Origin of the sequence: Pseudomonas putida (assembly GCF_003228315.1) — a bacterium.
Lineage (GTDB): Bacteria > Pseudomonadota > Gammaproteobacteria > Pseudomonadales > Pseudomonadaceae > Aquipseudomonas > Aquipseudomonas putida_S.
Genome location: NZ_CP029693.1, coordinates 2,281,837 through 2,297,615, shown reverse-complemented (window position 1 = coordinate 2,297,615; position 15,779 = coordinate 2,281,837). Strand labels below are relative to the sequence as shown.

The following is a 15,779-nucleotide window of genomic DNA, read 5'->3' as shown; positions in this document are numbered from 1 at the left end:
GGATGAAAATGCGACTGTTGGCCGTGATTGGCCTGATGCTGGCGATGCCAGTGTGGGCTCAGGAGATGAAGGTCGATATCAAGGAGTTCATGTACGGGCCCAAGGACATGACCGTGCCCGTGGGGACCAAGGTGACCTGGGTGAATGACGATGAGATTCCGCACACGGTGGCGGAGACGCACAAGGTGTTTCGCTCGGGGGCGCTGGATACCGGGGACAGCTATTCCTGGGTGTTCAACACACCGGGGGAGTATGAGTATTTTTGTGCGCTGCATCCGCAGATGATCGGGAAGATTGTAGTTACCCAATGATCCACCATCCCCTGTAGGAGCGAGCCTGCTCGCGATTGCTGAGTGTCAGTCGACATCATTGTCATCTGATCCACCGCCATCGCGAGCAGGCTCGCTCCCACAGTTTTTTTGTACAACCTCATACCCTGTGGGAGCAAAGCTTGCTCGCGATGGCGGTGTATCAGTCACCATCTTTGTTGACTGGACTGTCGCCATCGCGAGCAAGCTTTGCTCCTACAGGTTCAGCGTTATTTCGGGGCGTTGAGGTTCAACGTCGGGGTTTCATCGAAGAAGTTCCACGGCTTGAGCAGCACATGCACCCATTCGGTCGGCATGATCGGCCACTCTTCGGCACGGGCGATGTGGGTGGTGCCGGTGGTCAGCCAGACCACATCGTCGGTGTTCTCGATGGAGTGGTTGTCCTGGGTGAACTGCCCCAGGCCCGTGTCCTTGTCCGAACGGTTCGGGTACTTGCCTTCCGGGTACTTCTCTTCAGGGTTGTACTGGGTCACCCACAGTTGCTTGTCCATGAAGCTCAGGCGGTGGTACAGCCATTCGTCGTTGCCGAAGTTGGCGCCCTTGGCCACCGGGTGCGTGCCGCCGGCATACGGAATCAACTGGTAGGACACCGGGTTGCCGACCTTGTTTTCCTTGCTGAAGTTGGTCAGCAGGCGCACGGTCGACGGGTCGAATTTCTGCGCGGCCTGTTGCTCGGTGCTGACCACCTTGGTTTCGGTCTGCATGGTGCTGGTGCGCGGGCCGCCACGGTCGTTGGGCAGCACCACCGGGTTCACTTCGACCAGCGAGTTGCTTTCGCCGTCCACGTCCATGTCCAGACGGAAGTTATAAATGTGCTGGTGCGTGGTGCCGACGATGTTGTGGTCGAGCAGGGTGCCGTAGCGTGTGTCTTCCTTGGCGGTTTCTTCATGCATGGTCTTGGACTTCACGCCCTTGACCGCTTCGATGCCGGTGGCGCCGGCGTCGATGCCGATGGTGCCGTTCTGCTGGAAGACCCAGTCGAAGATGTAGTCGTAGTTGCCGACGGTGCTGATCCAGCGCACCACCAGTTCACGACGCTCAGTGCTCAGGTTGGGCTGGCCCATTTCCTGATGCTTGTACTCGGGGCCGGCATAGCGCTCGAACACCGCCATGGCATGGGGGATTTTGGTCGGCGCGCCGGTGTAGTCGGCGATGGTCGCGTCCAGCAGCACGGCGTTTTCCGGGGCGTCTTTGCCACGGGCGATCGGCGAGGTCAGGGTGCCCATGCCGTAGTCGCCGGAATCCAGGTAAGCCTTGAAGTACCAGCCGACGTCCGGATCGCCGTAAGGCACGATCATGCCGCCCAGTGAGCCTTCGTACATGATCTTGCGTTTCTTGCCCTTGTCGTCGTAGGTGACGGTGGACAGGATCGGGCCGACGCGCGAATCGAGGCGCACGTGGAAGTCCCAGTTCTGCCAGTGAATGCTGTTGCCGCTAATGGTGTAGTTCTTGCCCTCGGGCTCGGTGATTTCCAGCGGCTTGACCGCCACGCCCTTGCGCCCGCGCCCGTCATAGGGGGTGGGTTTCATCGGCACCGGAATCAGCGCTTCGTCTTCGATCTTGATCAGCTTCTTCTGTTCCAGATCGACAATCGCCACCAGGCCTTCGATCGGATGCGCCCAGTAGTTGCCGTCGCCGACATCCAGGTAGCTGACGATCTTCAGCAGGCGCTTGTCCTGGGCCAGGCCGTCCTTGCCGTCGAAGTAGCCGACGGTCAACGGCGTGGCGACCACTTTCTTCACATCGTTGATGCCGCGCTTGGCCAGGGCCTGGGCGTATTCCGGGCTGGTCTCGACTGCGCTCTGCACGGTGGCGAAGTCGTCCAGCAGCACCATGCCGTGGGCACCTTCGATCGGTTTCCAGGATTTCAGTTGCTTGCTGTCCAGGTCCACCAGCGCTTCGATCACGTGCTTGCCGTCCAGCACCACGATGGAGGCTTCACGTGGCTGGGCGACGTTCTGCCCGGTGAAGACGAAGTTCCACATCTGGTCCTTCGGCGGCTCCTTCACCGAGACTTCGGTGAAGCGGAAACCCGGCTTGTAGTTTTCGGATTTCTTGACGATGTCCACCGCCGTGGTGATTTCGTCCGCACTCAAGGGGTTGAGCGGGTTGGGGCGGGTTTCCACGACGAAGGTGGTGTCCAGTCCGGACTGGAACACCTGGTTGATGAAGTCCTTGGACATGAACGCGGTCTTGTCCTTGAACACCACCGGCACGGTCAGCTCGATGCGCTTGCCGTTGAGCATGGCCACTTTGCTGTTCGGCTTGACCTTCAGGTAGACCCCGTCCTTGGCAATGGTGAAGACGTTGGCGTAGTCGTCCCATTTCACCGAGGCGCCGAATTCCTCGAGGCCCGCTTGCAACGGCACCATTTCCGCGTGACCGCCGTGGGCCTGGGCATTGCCCGCCCAGAACGGCAGGCCGAAGGTGGCCAGGGAGATCGCCAGCGCGAGCCGGGCCAGTGGTTTTTTATTTTTTGATTTCAGGGCGGAGAACATTCTGGGTTCCTTCGGAAAATCCGGTGTCAGGCATGCCAGCACTTTGCTACAGGTGATGAGTGTATGCATTGGAATGGCTGCCAGAATCCTTCGGATTCGTGCCTGAAGCAACATTTCCGCTGAACGGTTCAGCCGCGCGATCAAAGATGAACGCAAACCTCCTGTGTAGGCGCAGCCTGCGGCAGCGCCCACAGGGGCCGGGGTGGCTTCAGACTTTGTCGATCGCCACCCCATGGTTGTTCTTCCACATCAGCACCACGGCACTGGCGATGATGGCGACCACGATCAGGTAGATGTTGAACATCCAGCCGATGTTTTCCGAGTACAGCCAGGTGGTCAGGTAGGAGGCCGTGCCGCCGAATACCGCGACGCCCAGGGAAATGCACACGCCGAACATCCGGGTGCGATAGCGGGTCGGGATCTGTTCGGAGATCGAAGCCGGTTTGCAGCCGGTGATGAAGCCCACCAGCAGCAGGCCCGCAGTCTGCGCCACCATCAGTGTCCAGGGTTCGCTGGAAATCAGCCCCCACAGCGGGAACAGTGTGGCGGCAATCCCGAGCAGGGAAATCAGCGCGGAAATCTTGCGACCCCATTGATCGGAGATCCAGCCGGAGATCGGCAGGAACACCAGGTAGATCACCTGGGCGATGCAACTCATGGTGAAGGCGCTGCGCGGGTCCATGCCCTTGACGCTGATGGCGTAGATCGAGGCCGAAGTGACCCAGGTGTAGTAAGTCAGCGTGGCCCCGGCTTCATACAGGAACAGGCGCACGCCGTGCGCAATGATCTTGCCACGACTCCAGGCCGGTTCCGTCGAACCTTCGCCAGCGCTGGGGCTGTGTTCGCTTTCCATCATATTGCGCCGCAACCACAGGGCGAATACCGCCAGCAGGCCGCCGGTGGCGAACGGGATGCGCCAGCCCCATTCCTGCATTTCGCTCACCGACAGTACCGAGGTCAGCAGCGCCATGTAGAAGGTCGCCAGCAACGACCCCGAGCCCACCGCGAGAAACACCGTGCTGGACCACAGGCCACGACGTTTCGGCGGGGCGATTTCGGCGATGTAGGCGTAGGACGTGGTGGTCTCGCCGCCATGGGCGAAGCCTTGCACCAGCCTGGCCAGCAGCAGCAGCGCCGAAGCCCAACTGCCGATGGATTCATAGGAAGGGATGAAGGCAATCAGCAGGCTGGCACCGGCCATCAGCAGCATGGTGCTGAGCAACACCGCGCGCCGGCCGAGTTTGTCGGCGAGGATGCCGAAGAAAATTCCGCCGATGGGTCGCAGCAGGAAACCGGCGGCAAACACCGCCAGGGTATTGAGCAGGGCAGAGGTGGCGTTGCTTTTATCGAAGAGCGCCGCGGCGATGTACACCGATGCGACGGTGTAGATCGTCCAGTCGAACCACTCCAGCAGGTTGCCGACGCCGGTGGCCATCAAAGACTTTTTGCGCAGCGATGTGTGGGTTGTCTTGGCCTGTCCGGTGGTGAAGTCGGACATGGTCTCGGTGATGTTATTCATTGTTGGCTCCGAGATGTTGCATGGACCACGGGATGTGGTGGGGTGAATCCGTGAAAGCACTTTCTCCAGTCAAACGAAATTCAAACTGTAGGAGCGAGCCTGCTCGCGATGGCGGCGTGTCAGTCGCAATCAATGTCATCTGGCCCGACGCTATCGCGAGCAGGCTCGCTCCTACAGAGGGGGCAGGGGTCAGGCGTTCATGTGCGCCAGCGCCACTTCCTCGATCCCGGCCGCGTCGAGCTTGTAGTGTTCGTACAGGTGCGTCGGCGGGGCGATCAGGCTGTATTCGTCGTAGATGCCGTGGCGCTTGAGCTTGACCCCGACACCTTCATCCGCCAGCACTTCGGCCACCGCCGCGCCCAGGCCACCGAGCACGTTGTGCTCTTCGACGGTCATCATGCGTTTGCTGCGGGCGGCGGCGCGCAGGATGGCGTCACGGTCGATCGGCTTGATCGAGGCCATGTCGATCACCCCCACCGAACGCCCCTCGGCGTTCATCTTGCGAGCGGCCGCCAGGGCCGCGTGCACGGTGATGCCGCAGGCGATGATGGTCAACTCTTCGCCTTCGATGTGTTCATGGGCCTTGCCGAATTCGAAGACCACATCGTCCTGGTAAACGATCGGATCGCGACCACGGCCGATGCGGAAATACACCGGCTTGTCGTAGGTGGCCGAGGCCCTGATCGCGGCCACCAGTTGCGGGCCGTCGGCGGGGGACACCACCGCCAGGTCGGCGATCGAACGCATGGTGGCGATGTCTTCGGTGGCGTGGTGCGAGGTGCCGTAGAAGCCCAGGGAAATGCCGGTGTGGTGGCCGATCAGGCGTACCGGTTGCGCCGAATAGGCGACGTCCATGCGGATCTGTTCACAGCACAACAGGCCGAGGAACGAGGCGAAGGTCGCCACGAACGGCATCACCCCACAGGTGGCCAGGCCGGCCGCGGCGGTGACCATGTTCTGTTCCGAGATACCGAATTGCAGGTAGCGCTCGGGGTGCTGGCTGGCGAACTTGTTCAAGCCGTTGGAATACTGCAGGTCGGCGGAGCCGGCCATCACCGGATAGCCGGCCTTGGTCAGTTCGATCAAGCCATCGGACAGGTACGCCAGGCCCGGGTTGACGGCGTTGAGGCCACGGTACTGCCAGGAATTGGGGGAAAGAGGGGCATTCATGTTCAGATCTCCATGGCTTCAATTTCAGCGATAGCGCGTTTGGCGTCTTCAGGGTCCAGGTAACCGAGGTGCCAGCCGGGTTCGGTTTCCATGTAGGAAACGCCTTTGCCCTTGACCGTCTTGGCGATGATGCACACCGGTTTTTCGCGGCGTTCGTCGGCTTTCACCCGGCGCAGGGTTTCGGTCACTTGGGTGATGTCGTGGCCGTCGATGACGTGCACTTCCCAGCCGAAGGCCCGCCATTTTTCGTCCAGCGGTTCGATGCCGATCACGTCATCCACCTGGCCATCCAGCTGGAAACCATTGCGGTCGACGATGGCGATCAGGTGTTTGGCGTTGTGGTGGGCCGCGCTCATAGCTGCTTCCCAGACCTGGCCTTCCTGCATTTCGCCGTCACCGAGCATGACGAACACGTCATAGACTTCGCCGGTGAAGCGCTGGGCCAGGCACATGCCCAGGCCGCCGGAGAGGGCATGGCCGATGGAGCCGGAAGAGAAATCGATGCCGGGCACTTTGCGCATGTCAGGGTGATCGCCCAGAGGGCTGCCCAGGCGGGTGTACTCATCGAGCCACTCCTTGGGGAAAATCCCCAGGTCGGCGAGGATCGGGAACTGCCCCACGGCAGCGTGGCCCTTGCCCATCAGGAAACGGTCGCGGCCCGGCCATTTCGGCTCCTCGGGACGGATCGTCATCACGTCGTAATACAGCGCGGAGAACAGTTCGGCGGCGGAAAACACCGAGGTGTAGTGGCCGGTCTTGGCGATTTCGATCAGGCGGATGGTTTCCAGGCGAACGAATTTCGCCCGGTCCTTGAGCTTCCTGACGGTCTCGGCGGACGGCACGAAATTGCTGGCTTTCCACTGTTCGAGGGTTTTGCGGGGCGTAGACATCTCTACCTCCAGTCACAGGCATGAATTTTTTGACGTTGAGTCTCGGGTGGAGGTTGAACTTCAACCGGGTGGTCGGGCGTTCAACGGTTTTTCACCGGTTTCTAACTGTGGATCAGTGGAACCGGTCTTCGAGGGCGCGCATGGCACCGATCAGTTCGTTGCAGGTCAGCGGACCGCCCGACACCGAGACGAAATTGCGTGCATGCGGAGCCTTGAGCGTGGGCTCGGCCACTTGCATCAGCAGCGCGTCATCGATGCCGGTGACACCGAGTTCGGCCAGGTTGCGCGGCAGCCCGAGGCGTTGATAGAAGCCCAGCAGGTCGCCCATGAGCTCGGCGTCGCGGTCCTCCAGTACCAGCTGCACCAGCAAGCCGTACGCCACTTGCCAGCCGTGCACCTGTTGCCGGGCACCGGGGATTTTCGACAGGCCGCGGGTCATGGCGTGGGCAATGGACAGGCCACCGCTTTCGAACCCCAGGCCGCTCATCAACAGCACGGCTTCGATCAGTTGATCGAAGGCCGGTGTCACCTGCCCGCTGCCGGCCAGGGCCAATCCAGCCTCGGCGTGTTGGCGAATGACCTGATAGCACTCGCGCGCCAGGACCAGGCCGGACAGTGCCGGACGGGCGCCGAACATGTTCACGCCGGCGGAGTTGAAGCACTGCTCGGCTTCGAATTTCTTGGTCAGGGCGTCAGCGATGCCGGCCAGCAGGAACTGGCGTGGCGCCTGGGCAATCAGGCCGGTGTCCACCAGCACGTAGCGTGGGCTGGCCAGCAGGTGGCCGACTTCACTCAGTTGATGATGGGCGTCGTAGACCACGTAGTTTTTCGAGGTCGGCGCATCGTTGGAGGCCACGGTGGGCATGGTGATCAGGGCACGCCCCGAGCTGTGGGCAAGGGCTTTGCCGGCGTCGATGCACTTGCCGCCACCGACGGCCAGGACCATGTCGAAATCAAACGCTGCGGCGGCATTGCGCAGGCCGGCGATGCCGTCGGCGGTGATTTCGCCATCGAAGGTGATGTAGTGCAGCTCGACGTCTGCCTGGGCGCAGGTGTCATCGAGTCGCGAGCGGATCAGGCCCAGGACATGACTATCGATGACCACCACCGCCTTGCGTCCGCAGTGCGCCAGAAAAGTACCTGCCTGAGCGAGCACTTGCGTGCCCTGTATGTATCGTCCGGGGGAGCCGAAAACCAGATTCATTGCGCACCTCATCTCACTGCTTTTTTGTTATTCGGGCATCGGCGGCAGGTTGCCGAGTGCTCGGTCTTGTTGTGATGCATGATATATCATGTTTTTAAACGGTCAAGCGCTCAATCGACCAGCGACTTCAGGCGATGGAGTATCCGCCGTCCACCGGCAGTGTCGTGCCGGTGACGTAGCGCGCGTTTTCCGAGACCAGGAAGGCGATCACGTTGGCCACGTCTTCAGGCGCACCCCAGGCTTTCATGGGAATGCGCGCCATGATTCCTTGCGAACGCACTGGATCCTCAAACGCCTGGCGCGACAGATTGGTCAGGATCCAGCCCGGCGCCACGGCATTGGCGCGCACGCCATCGGTGGCCCAGGCCACGGCCATGCAGCGGGTCAATTCACTGATGGCGGCTTTGCTCGACGCATAGGCCGGGGTCTTGGCCGAGCCGAAGATGCCCCACATCGACGCGAAGTTCACGACCGCACCGCGAGCGGCTTTCAGGCCGGGCAGGGCGGCGTTGGTGATGCGCAGCACGGCGGACAGGTTGACGTCCATCACCCGGTTGAAGCCTTCGAGTTCCCACTCGCGGTGGTGGTCGATGATGCCGGCGGCGTTGACCAGCGCATCGACGCGCTCGAATCGGGCGAAGAAGCTGTTCACGGCCTCATCGTTGGTGACGTCGAGTTCCTGGTAATGAATGCCTTGCACCCGTTGCTCGGGTTCACCCAGGCCGATGGTGAACACTTCATGGCCGTCGGCGAGCAGGCGTTGCGCGGTGGCCAGGCCGATGCCCGAGCCTCCACCGGTGACGATGGCGGTTTTTTTCATGGTGTTTCCTCCAGGCAGGTCAAAAGAGAGGGGTAAGGGCACATCAAGCGCCGCATTGGGCAAACAGAAATTCGGCGAGCAAGTCGATCTGGCCGGTGATCATGTGGGCACCTTTGTGAATCACGCAGCCGCGTTCGGCGGCGGCACTGAGCAAGGGTGTGATGTCCGGATTCATCACCACTTCGCCGACCACCGTGCCGGGTGCCAGGGTGTCGACCGGCAACGGCAGGGGATCATCGGCCTTGAGGCCCAGCGCGGTGCCGTTGATCACCACATCGAAACCGCTGGCGTCGGCGGGGCCGGCGTTGATCCGGCGGGCCGGGAACAGTTGCCGCAGCTCATCGACCAGCTCTTGCGCCTTGGCCGGCGTGCGATTGCTGATCTGCAGTTCCCGGATGTCTTCGGCCAGCAGGGCGTGGGCGATGCCGGTGGCCGCGCCACCGGCGCCGAGCAGCAGCACGCGTTTAGCGTGCAGGTCATGGCCCTGTTTTTTCAGCCCGGCAACGAAGCCATCACCGTCGAACATGCGCCCGGTGAAGCGCCCGTCAGGCAGGCGTTTGGCTACGTTGCACACGTTCAGCAGCGCGGCGGTGCCCTTGAGCTCGTCACACAATTTCGCCACCTCCAGCTTGTGCGGCACGGTGACGATCACCCCTGCCAGGTTTTCAATGCCGCGCAACCCTTCCCACGCCGTGACCAGGTTGGCGGGCGAGACTTCCCAGGGCACCAGCACGCCGTCATGACCGAGGCGCTCCAGCAAGGGATTGAAGAATTCCGGGGTACGCAGATGTTTGGCGGGGTAGGTCAAATGGACCACGACCCGTGTTTTACCGCTGATAGGCATGAAGGTGCTCCTGGGTGATTTTTGAGTTGATGCATGATATATCTTTGTCATCCGCCTGCGTCAACCGCTAATGCGAGATGACAGGGGAGCATTGCCAAACCCACGCAGTGGCAGTGAAAAACAGACGATGTATGATGCGTTATTCGTGCTTCAGGCCTGCAGCGCTGCTCTTGCGCCGGGCCGGCCTACCTCATTGATCCCGGAGATCGAGTCACAGTGAACGTGCATAAGCCCATTGATAAAGGCAACCTGAGCGAACGGGTGTATTCCATCATTCGCACCGCATTGATGGACGGCCAGTACCAGCCAGGCGACCGGTTGCGCATCAGTACACTGGCCGAGGAATTCGGCGTATCGATCACTCCCGTGCGCGAGGCGATCTTCCGGCTGGTCAGCGACCACGCCCTGGACATGAAGGCCGCGACATCGATTTATGTCCCCGAATTGACGGTCAGCCAGCTACGCGAGATCCAGTTGATCCGCCATCTGCTCGAAGGCGAAGCCGCCGGTGTGGCGGCCCAGCGCATCACCCAACCGGAGCTGGAAAAGCTCGAGGCCATCCAGGACGCCTTCCAGAAGGCGGTGTCGGTCGATTACAAACAGGCTGCCTTGCTCAACCGCGAATTCCACTTCGGCCTGATCTCCGCCGCGCGCATGCCGGTGGTGTCCAAAACCCTGGAAAACATGTGGGTCATCATGGGGCCGCTGCTGAGCCGCTTCCACGCCGAGGTGCCCAAGCGTGAACTGGCAAGTGCCAAGCACAAGCATTTCGACGTGCTGGAGGGGCTGCGTACCCGGGATTCGACCAAGGCCAAAGAGGCGCTGCAAGCGGACATCGCCTGGGGTGAATTGATGATCGACTGGCTGGAGAAGAAGGAAAGCCTCGCCGAGGCGTAGCTGGCGCCTCAGGGTTCCTGTAGGAGCGAGCCTGCTCGCGATGGTCGTCAACGATAACGCTGGCAGTCTGGCACCCCGCGGTGTTCTGTCGTCCATCGCGAGCAGGCTCGCTCCTACGGGGAGGGGCGACGGGAAGTCATTGCTTCAAGTTAATACGAAGCATTACTATTCACGCCCCGTTTAAACAGCACGCCGCAATGACCCTCAAGTTGCCCCGCAGACACGGCTTTTTCGAACACTACGAAGAGTTGGTCGGGACCTGGACCCGTCGCCTGAGAAATCGCTCGCAGGCCGAGGATCTGGCTCACGACACTTTTGTGCGCGTGCTCGAATCCGATTCGGCGGCGGTTGCGCAACCGCGGGCTTATCTGCACCAGACCGCGCGCAATATCGCGGTGGATGCTTATAGGCGTGAGGATCGGCGAGAGGAACGGCGGGGCGCCATGGAGTCTGAGGCGATCGATCTCAGTGTGTCGTCTTCCGGCGACCCGGAGCATTACATGCATGCGATCCAGTTGGCTGATTCCATCGAGCAGGCGCTCACCGAGCTTCCGATCAACTGCCGCAAGGTGTTTGTCTGGCAGAAGATCGAAGGCCTGACCCAGGCGGAAATCGCCGAACGCCTGGGACTGACCAAGAATATGGTGGAAAAGTATATGATCCGCACCCTGCGGCATCTGCGGGACCGCCTGGAAGGGCTGCAATAATGACGTGCAGTGCTTTTCCCGGACGCCACCGAAGGCAGGTCTTTCATACCTTTTCATCCCCGGCCAAACAGGAACTTCCATGATGGATACTCGTGATTGTGCGTGCGGGCAAACAGCAGTTCGCGATGACGCGGCGCGGTGGTTTGTGCGTTTGCAGGAAGCTGCGGTCGATGTCGACGTGTATCGCCAATTTGAAACCTGGCTGGACGAACACCCCCAACACCGAACCGAATTCGAATGCCTGCAGAACGTCTGGAAAGCCGCTGACCTGGTGCCGTCGGCGCGTCTGCTGGCGCTGTGCGAAGAGGCGCCGGTGCGCCCCAAACGCCGGCCAGTCCTGCGCTATGCGGTGGCAGCCAGTGTGGTGGCGGTGGCGCTTGGCCTCGGGCTTTTCAGCGGCCTGAATCATCCCTCGCCTTACACGGCCGAGTTTTCCACCGCCCTGGGCGAACGCCGCCAGGTGGCCCTGCCGGACGGTTCGACCATCGATCTGGACAGCCGCAGCCGGATTCAGGTGCGCTTTGACAAGAACCGACGCGGCATCGAACTGAGCGAAGGCGAGGCGATGTTCAGCGTTCAGCACGACAGCAGCCGACCGTTCGTGGTCGAGGCCGGCAATGGCAAGGTTACGGTCACCGGCACGCGCTTCGATGTACGCCGGGGCAGCGCCGACACGCGGGTGGTGGTGGAGCAGGGCACGGTGAAAGTCCAGGCTCGCTCGGCACCCGACAATGATTTCATCAGCCTGACCGCGGGCCTGGGTACCCATGTCGATGCCCAGGGCAAGGTCGCGGCGGCCTATGCGGTCAATCCCGCCGAGATGACGGCCTGGCGCAGCGGCAAACTGGTGTTCAACAACGCCAGCCTGAGCGATGTCGCCGAGCAGGTGTCGCGTTATCGGGACAAGCCACTGAAGGTCGCCAGCGCGGCAGTGGGCAATCTGCGCCTGACCAGCGTGTTCAAGTCCGACAACACCGATGCGCTGCTCAAGGCCCTGCCGAGCATCCTGCCGGTGGCCGTGCGCACCCTCGATGACGGCAGCCAGGAAATAATTTCAAAATAAAATTCAGGTTTTTTTCGAGTTCATCGTCTTCCTGTTCAACTGCAACTGGTTTGCATTAACAAGCGCACACTCTTGCGATCCACAGGAATACGTTCGACGTGAAAAAATCCACCGCTCTTACCCCAACCTTCCCTTGGTTGCCGCTGGCGCTCGCGCTGGCGGTCAACGTCGCGATGCCTCAAGTATTCGCCGCCGACGCCATTCATATCCAGGCGCAACCCTTGGGCCAGGCCTTGACTCAGCTGGGCCAGCAAACCTCGTTGCAGGTGTTTTTCAGCCCTGACCTGGTGGCCGGCAAGCAAGCTCCGGCGGTGGACGGCAATCTTTCGCCGGAAGAAGCGCTGCGTCAATTGCTGCAAGGCAGCGGCCTGCAGTACTCGATCGATGAAGGTTCGGTGACCCTGATGCCGGCGCCGACCCAGGCGGCCGGTGGTGCGCTGGAACTGGGCGCGACCGACATCAAGGTGGTCGGCGACTGGCTCGACGATGCCGATGCCGCGCTGGTCCAGAACCACCCTGGCGCGCGGACCGTGATCCGTCGCGAGGCGATGGTCGAGCAGGGCGCGATGAACGTCGGCGATGTGCTCAAGCGCGTACCGGGTGTGCAGGTGCAGGACGCCAACGGCACCGGCGGCAGTGATATTTCCCTCAACGTCGGCGTGCGTGGCCTGACCTCGCGCCTGTCGCCACGCTCCACCATCCTGATCGATGGCGTGCCGGCAGCCTTCGCCCCGTACGGCCAGCCTCAACTGTCCATGGCACCGATTTCCTCCGGCAACCTCGACAGCATCGACGTGGTGCGCGGTGCCGGTTCCGTGCGTTATGGGCCGCAGAACGTGGGTGGGGTGATCAACTTCGTGACCCGGGCCATCCCGGAAAAAGCCTCGGCTGAAATCGGCACCACTCTGGAGACGTCCCAGCACGGTGGCTGGAAGCACATCGACACCGCGTTCATGGGCGGCACCGCCGACAACGGTATCGGCGTGGCGCTGTTGTATTCCGGGGTGAACGGCAACGGTTACCGCGAACGTAATAACGGCAACGACATCGACGACGTGCTCCTCAAGACTCACTGGGCGCCCACCGACGTCGACGATTTCAGCCTGAACTTTCACTACTACGACGCCAGCGCCGACATGCCCGGCGGTTTGACCCAGGCGCAGTACGACGCCGATCCGTTCCAGTCCGACCGCAACAACGACAACTTCAGCGGCCGCCGCAAGGACGTGTCGTTCAAGTGGATCCGCCAGCTCGACGACCGTACCCAGGCCGAAGTGCTGACCTACTACACCGACAGCTTCCGTGGCAGCAACATCGCCGCCCGCGACCAGAAGACCCTCGGCTCGTTCCCGCGTACCTACTACACCTACGGCATCGAACCGCGGGTGTCCCATGTGTTCGACGTGGGTCCAACCACCCAGGAAGTCAGTGTCGGTTATCGCTACCTCAAGGAAGGCATGCACGAGCAAGCCAGCCGCCTGGCTTTGAACGGCGCCAACGAGCCGGTGGTGACCAAGACCTCGGACGGCCACGTGTACCAGGACCGTACTGGTGGCACTGAAGCTCACGCGGCCTACATCGACAACAAGATCGATGTCGGCAACTGGACCATCACCCCGGGGGTGCGTTTCGAACATATCCAGACCGAATGGCACGACCGCCCGGTGCTCGACACCGCCGGCAAGCCGGTGCCGGAAAAACGCCGCAGCATCGAGAGCAACGAGCCGCTGCCGGCGTTGAGCGTGATGTATCACATGTCCGAAGCGTGGAAGCTGTTCGCCAACTACGAGACTTCGTTCGGTGCGTTGCAGTACTTCCAGCTCGGCCAGGGCGGCGTGGGTAACGAAACGGCCAACGGCCTGGAGCCGGAAAAGGCCAAGACCTACGAGATCGGCACGCGCTACAACGATGACGTGTGGGGCGGTGAAGTGACGCTGTTCTACATCGACTTCGATAAAGAGTTGCAGTACATCAGCAACGATGCCGGCTGGACCAACCTCGGCGCGACCACCCACCGGGGTATCGAGACCTCGGTGCACTACGACATGGCGGCACTGGATCCGCGCCTGGAAGGCCTGACCGCCAACGCCGGGTTCACTTACACCCGCGCCGTGTATGAAGGGGACATTCCGGACTTCAAGGGCCGTGACCTGCCGTTCTACTCGCGTCAGGTGGCGACGGTCGGCCTGCGTTACGACATCAACCGCTGGACGTACAACGTCGACGCGTTTGCCCAGTCCCAACAGCGCTCGCCGGGTGTGGCGGTCAACGCCGACGGCAGCTTCAGCAACAACTACATCACGCAAGGTACTGCTGATGGCCAGTACGGCGACATTCCGGGTTATGTCACCTGGAACGTGCGCAGCGGCTATGACTTCGGGCCTTCGGTGTCGAACCTGAAAGTCGGCGCCGGGGTGAAGAACATCTTCGACAAGCAGTACTTCACCCGTTCCAGCGACAACAACTCGGGCATGTACGTGGGTGCGCCGCGCACGTTCTTCGTGCAGGCCAGCGTTGGGTTCTGACAGACCGAGGTGACCCCATCGCGGGCAGATTTGTGTTCGACACGGACCCACTGTAGGAGCGAGCCTGCTCGCGATGGACGCAAGGACACCGCGGGGAGTCAGGCTGCCAGCGTTATCGTTGACCACCATCGCGAGCAGGCTCGCTCCTACACCTTCAATACTTTCCCGCCAATCGCCACCGCGATCAGCAACACCGCCATCAACCCAAAGGCAAAACTCAAACTCGCGGCATGGGCGACGAACCCTATCACCGCGGGCCCGGCGAGAATCCCCGCATAACCCAGGGTGGTAATGGCCGGCACGGCGATGCTTTCCGGCATGACCGTCTGCTTGCCCACCGCCGTATACAGCACCGGAACGATGTTCGAACAACCGGCACCCAGCAGGGCATAGCCCACCAGCGCCGCTTGCCAGCTTGGGACGAAGGTCGCCAGGCATAGGCCGAACGCCGCCAACAGGCCACCGAAGACCATCACCCGCGTCGCACCCAATCGGCGCACGATCGAATCACCGGTCAGGCGTCCCGCCGTCATGGTCAGCGCAAACGCCGCATAGCCCAAGCCGGCATAGGCCGTGTCGATCCCGCGTTCCTGCGCCAAAAACACCGCGCTCCAGTCCAGCGCCGCCCCTTCGGCGAGGAACACGATGAAGCACATGCCGCCGATGAACAGCACGATGCCGTGGGGGACGGCGAACGCCGGTCCCGAACTTTCGCTGGCGTAGGGCAACAGATGCGGCGCCGCCTTCGCCAGCGCGATCAGCAGCAGGACGATCACCACCAGCATGGCGCCCAGCGGCGACAGCCCGAGGCCAAGCAAGCCACTGACACCGGCCGCGCCGACGATCCCGCCGAGGCTGAACATGCCATGGAAGCCCGACATCATGTTCTTGCCGCTGGCCCGCTCGACGATCACCGCTTGCAGGTTCACCGTCGAATCCACCGTGCCCAGGCCGGCACCAAAGATGAACAGCGCCGCGATCAGCGCCGGCGCCGACGACACCGTCGCCAGCAACGGCAGGGCGATGCAGATCAGCAGGGTGCCGCCGGTTGCCACCTTGCGGCAGCCGAAGCGCGTGGCGAGGATCCCGGCCAGGGGCATCGCCAGGATCGAACCCACGCCAAGGCACAGCAGCAACAGGCCGAGGGTGCCTTCATCCAGCCCGGCGCGGGCCTTGGCGTACGGCACCAGCGGCGCCCATGCGGCAATACCTGCGCCGGCGATGAAAAAGGCGACGCGCGTGGACATCTGCTCCAGGCGCCCGGGCACGAATGAGGTCTGGGTGTTGAGGTTGGTCATATCGATCCTTGGCAT

13 protein-coding genes are annotated in these 15,779 nt (G+C 62.0%); 5 read left to right on the top strand and 8 right to left on the bottom strand.

Annotation, left to right across the window (positions count from 1 at the left end; all coding sequences use genetic code 11):
- Nucleotides 1-2: 2 nt before the first annotated feature.
- Entirely contained in the window at nucleotides 3-311 is a 309-nt protein-coding gene (locus DKY63_RS10440; RefSeq protein WP_110964014.1) for a cupredoxin domain-containing protein, read from the top strand.
- 227 nt (nucleotides 312-538) lie between these two features.
- On the opposite strand, the gene tynA is transcribed toward DKY63_RS10440, so the two are convergent.
- The 7 genes from tynA to DKY63_RS10400 all read right to left on the bottom strand — a co-directional run bounded on the left by tynA (nucleotide 539) and on the right by DKY63_RS10400 (nucleotide 9,274).
- Entirely contained in the window at nucleotides 539-2,827 is a 2,289-nt protein-coding gene (gene tynA, locus DKY63_RS10430) for a primary-amine oxidase (RefSeq protein WP_110964012.1), read from the bottom strand.
- A gap of 208 nt (nucleotides 2,828-3,035) precedes the next feature.
- Nucleotides 3,036-4,346 (bottom strand): MFS transporter, encoded by a 1,311-nt coding sequence (locus tag DKY63_RS10425; protein ID WP_204354320.1) that lies wholly within the window; start codon nucleotides 4,344-4,346, stop codon nucleotides 3,036-3,038.
- A gap of 189 nt (nucleotides 4,347-4,535) precedes the next feature.
- Nucleotides 4,536-5,516, bottom strand: a complete 981-nt coding sequence (locus tag DKY63_RS10420) for a transketolase family protein (RefSeq protein ID WP_110964011.1) — start codon at nucleotides 5,514-5,516, stop codon at nucleotides 4,536-4,538.
- 2 nt (nucleotides 5,517-5,518) lie between these two features.
- Nucleotides 5,519-6,406 (bottom strand): transketolase, encoded by an 888-nt coding sequence (locus DKY63_RS10415; RefSeq protein WP_110964010.1) that lies wholly within the window; start codon nucleotides 6,404-6,406, stop codon nucleotides 5,519-5,521.
- Nucleotides 6,407-6,518: 112 nt separating this feature from the next.
- The gene (locus tag DKY63_RS10410) at nucleotides 6,519-7,610 is read right to left on the bottom strand and encodes a glycerol dehydrogenase (RefSeq protein ID WP_110964009.1); all 1,092 of its coding nucleotides are present in this window, start codon (nucleotides 7,608-7,610) and stop codon (nucleotides 6,519-6,521) included.
- Nucleotides 7,611-7,737: 127 nt separating this feature from the next.
- Entirely contained in the window at nucleotides 7,738-8,430 is a 693-nt protein-coding gene (locus DKY63_RS10405; RefSeq protein WP_110964008.1) for an SDR family NAD(P)-dependent oxidoreductase, read from the bottom strand.
- A 43-nt stretch (nucleotides 8,431-8,473) separates the two neighbouring features.
- A complete protein-coding gene (locus tag DKY63_RS10400) occupies nucleotides 8,474-9,274 on the bottom strand; it encodes a shikimate dehydrogenase family protein (RefSeq protein WP_110964007.1) in 801 nt (266 codons plus the stop codon).
- A gap of 222 nt (nucleotides 9,275-9,496) precedes the next feature.
- Between DKY63_RS10400 and DKY63_RS10395 the strand changes: the two genes are divergently transcribed.
- From DKY63_RS10395 to DKY63_RS10380, 4 genes are all read left to right on the top strand, one after another.
- Nucleotides 9,497-10,171, top strand: a complete 675-nt coding sequence (locus tag DKY63_RS10395) for a GntR family transcriptional regulator (protein WP_239499395.1) — start codon at nucleotides 9,497-9,499, stop codon at nucleotides 10,169-10,171.
- Nucleotides 10,172-10,368: 197 nt separating this feature from the next.
- Nucleotides 10,369-10,878 (top strand): sigma-70 family RNA polymerase sigma factor, encoded by a 510-nt coding sequence (locus DKY63_RS10390; RefSeq protein ID WP_110964005.1) that lies wholly within the window; start codon nucleotides 10,369-10,371, stop codon nucleotides 10,876-10,878.
- A gap of 79 nt (nucleotides 10,879-10,957) precedes the next feature.
- Nucleotides 10,958-11,941 carry a FecR family protein gene (locus DKY63_RS10385; RefSeq protein ID WP_110964004.1) on the top strand — a complete coding sequence of 328 codons (984 nt, stop codon included), beginning with the start codon at nucleotides 10,958-10,960 and terminating at the stop codon, nucleotides 11,939-11,941.
- 98 nt (nucleotides 11,942-12,039) lie between these two features.
- A complete protein-coding gene (locus DKY63_RS10380) occupies nucleotides 12,040-14,466 on the top strand; it encodes a TonB-dependent siderophore receptor (protein WP_110964003.1) in 2,427 nt (808 codons plus the stop codon).
- A gap of 146 nt (nucleotides 14,467-14,612) precedes the next feature.
- Here DKY63_RS10380 and DKY63_RS10375 read toward each other — a convergent pair whose 3' ends face one another.
- On the bottom strand, nucleotides 14,613-15,764 hold the full coding sequence (locus DKY63_RS10375) for an MFS transporter (RefSeq protein ID WP_110964002.1): 1,152 nt from the start codon (nucleotides 15,762-15,764) through the stop codon (nucleotides 14,613-14,615).
- Between the last annotated feature and the right edge of the window lie 15 nt (nucleotides 15,765-15,779).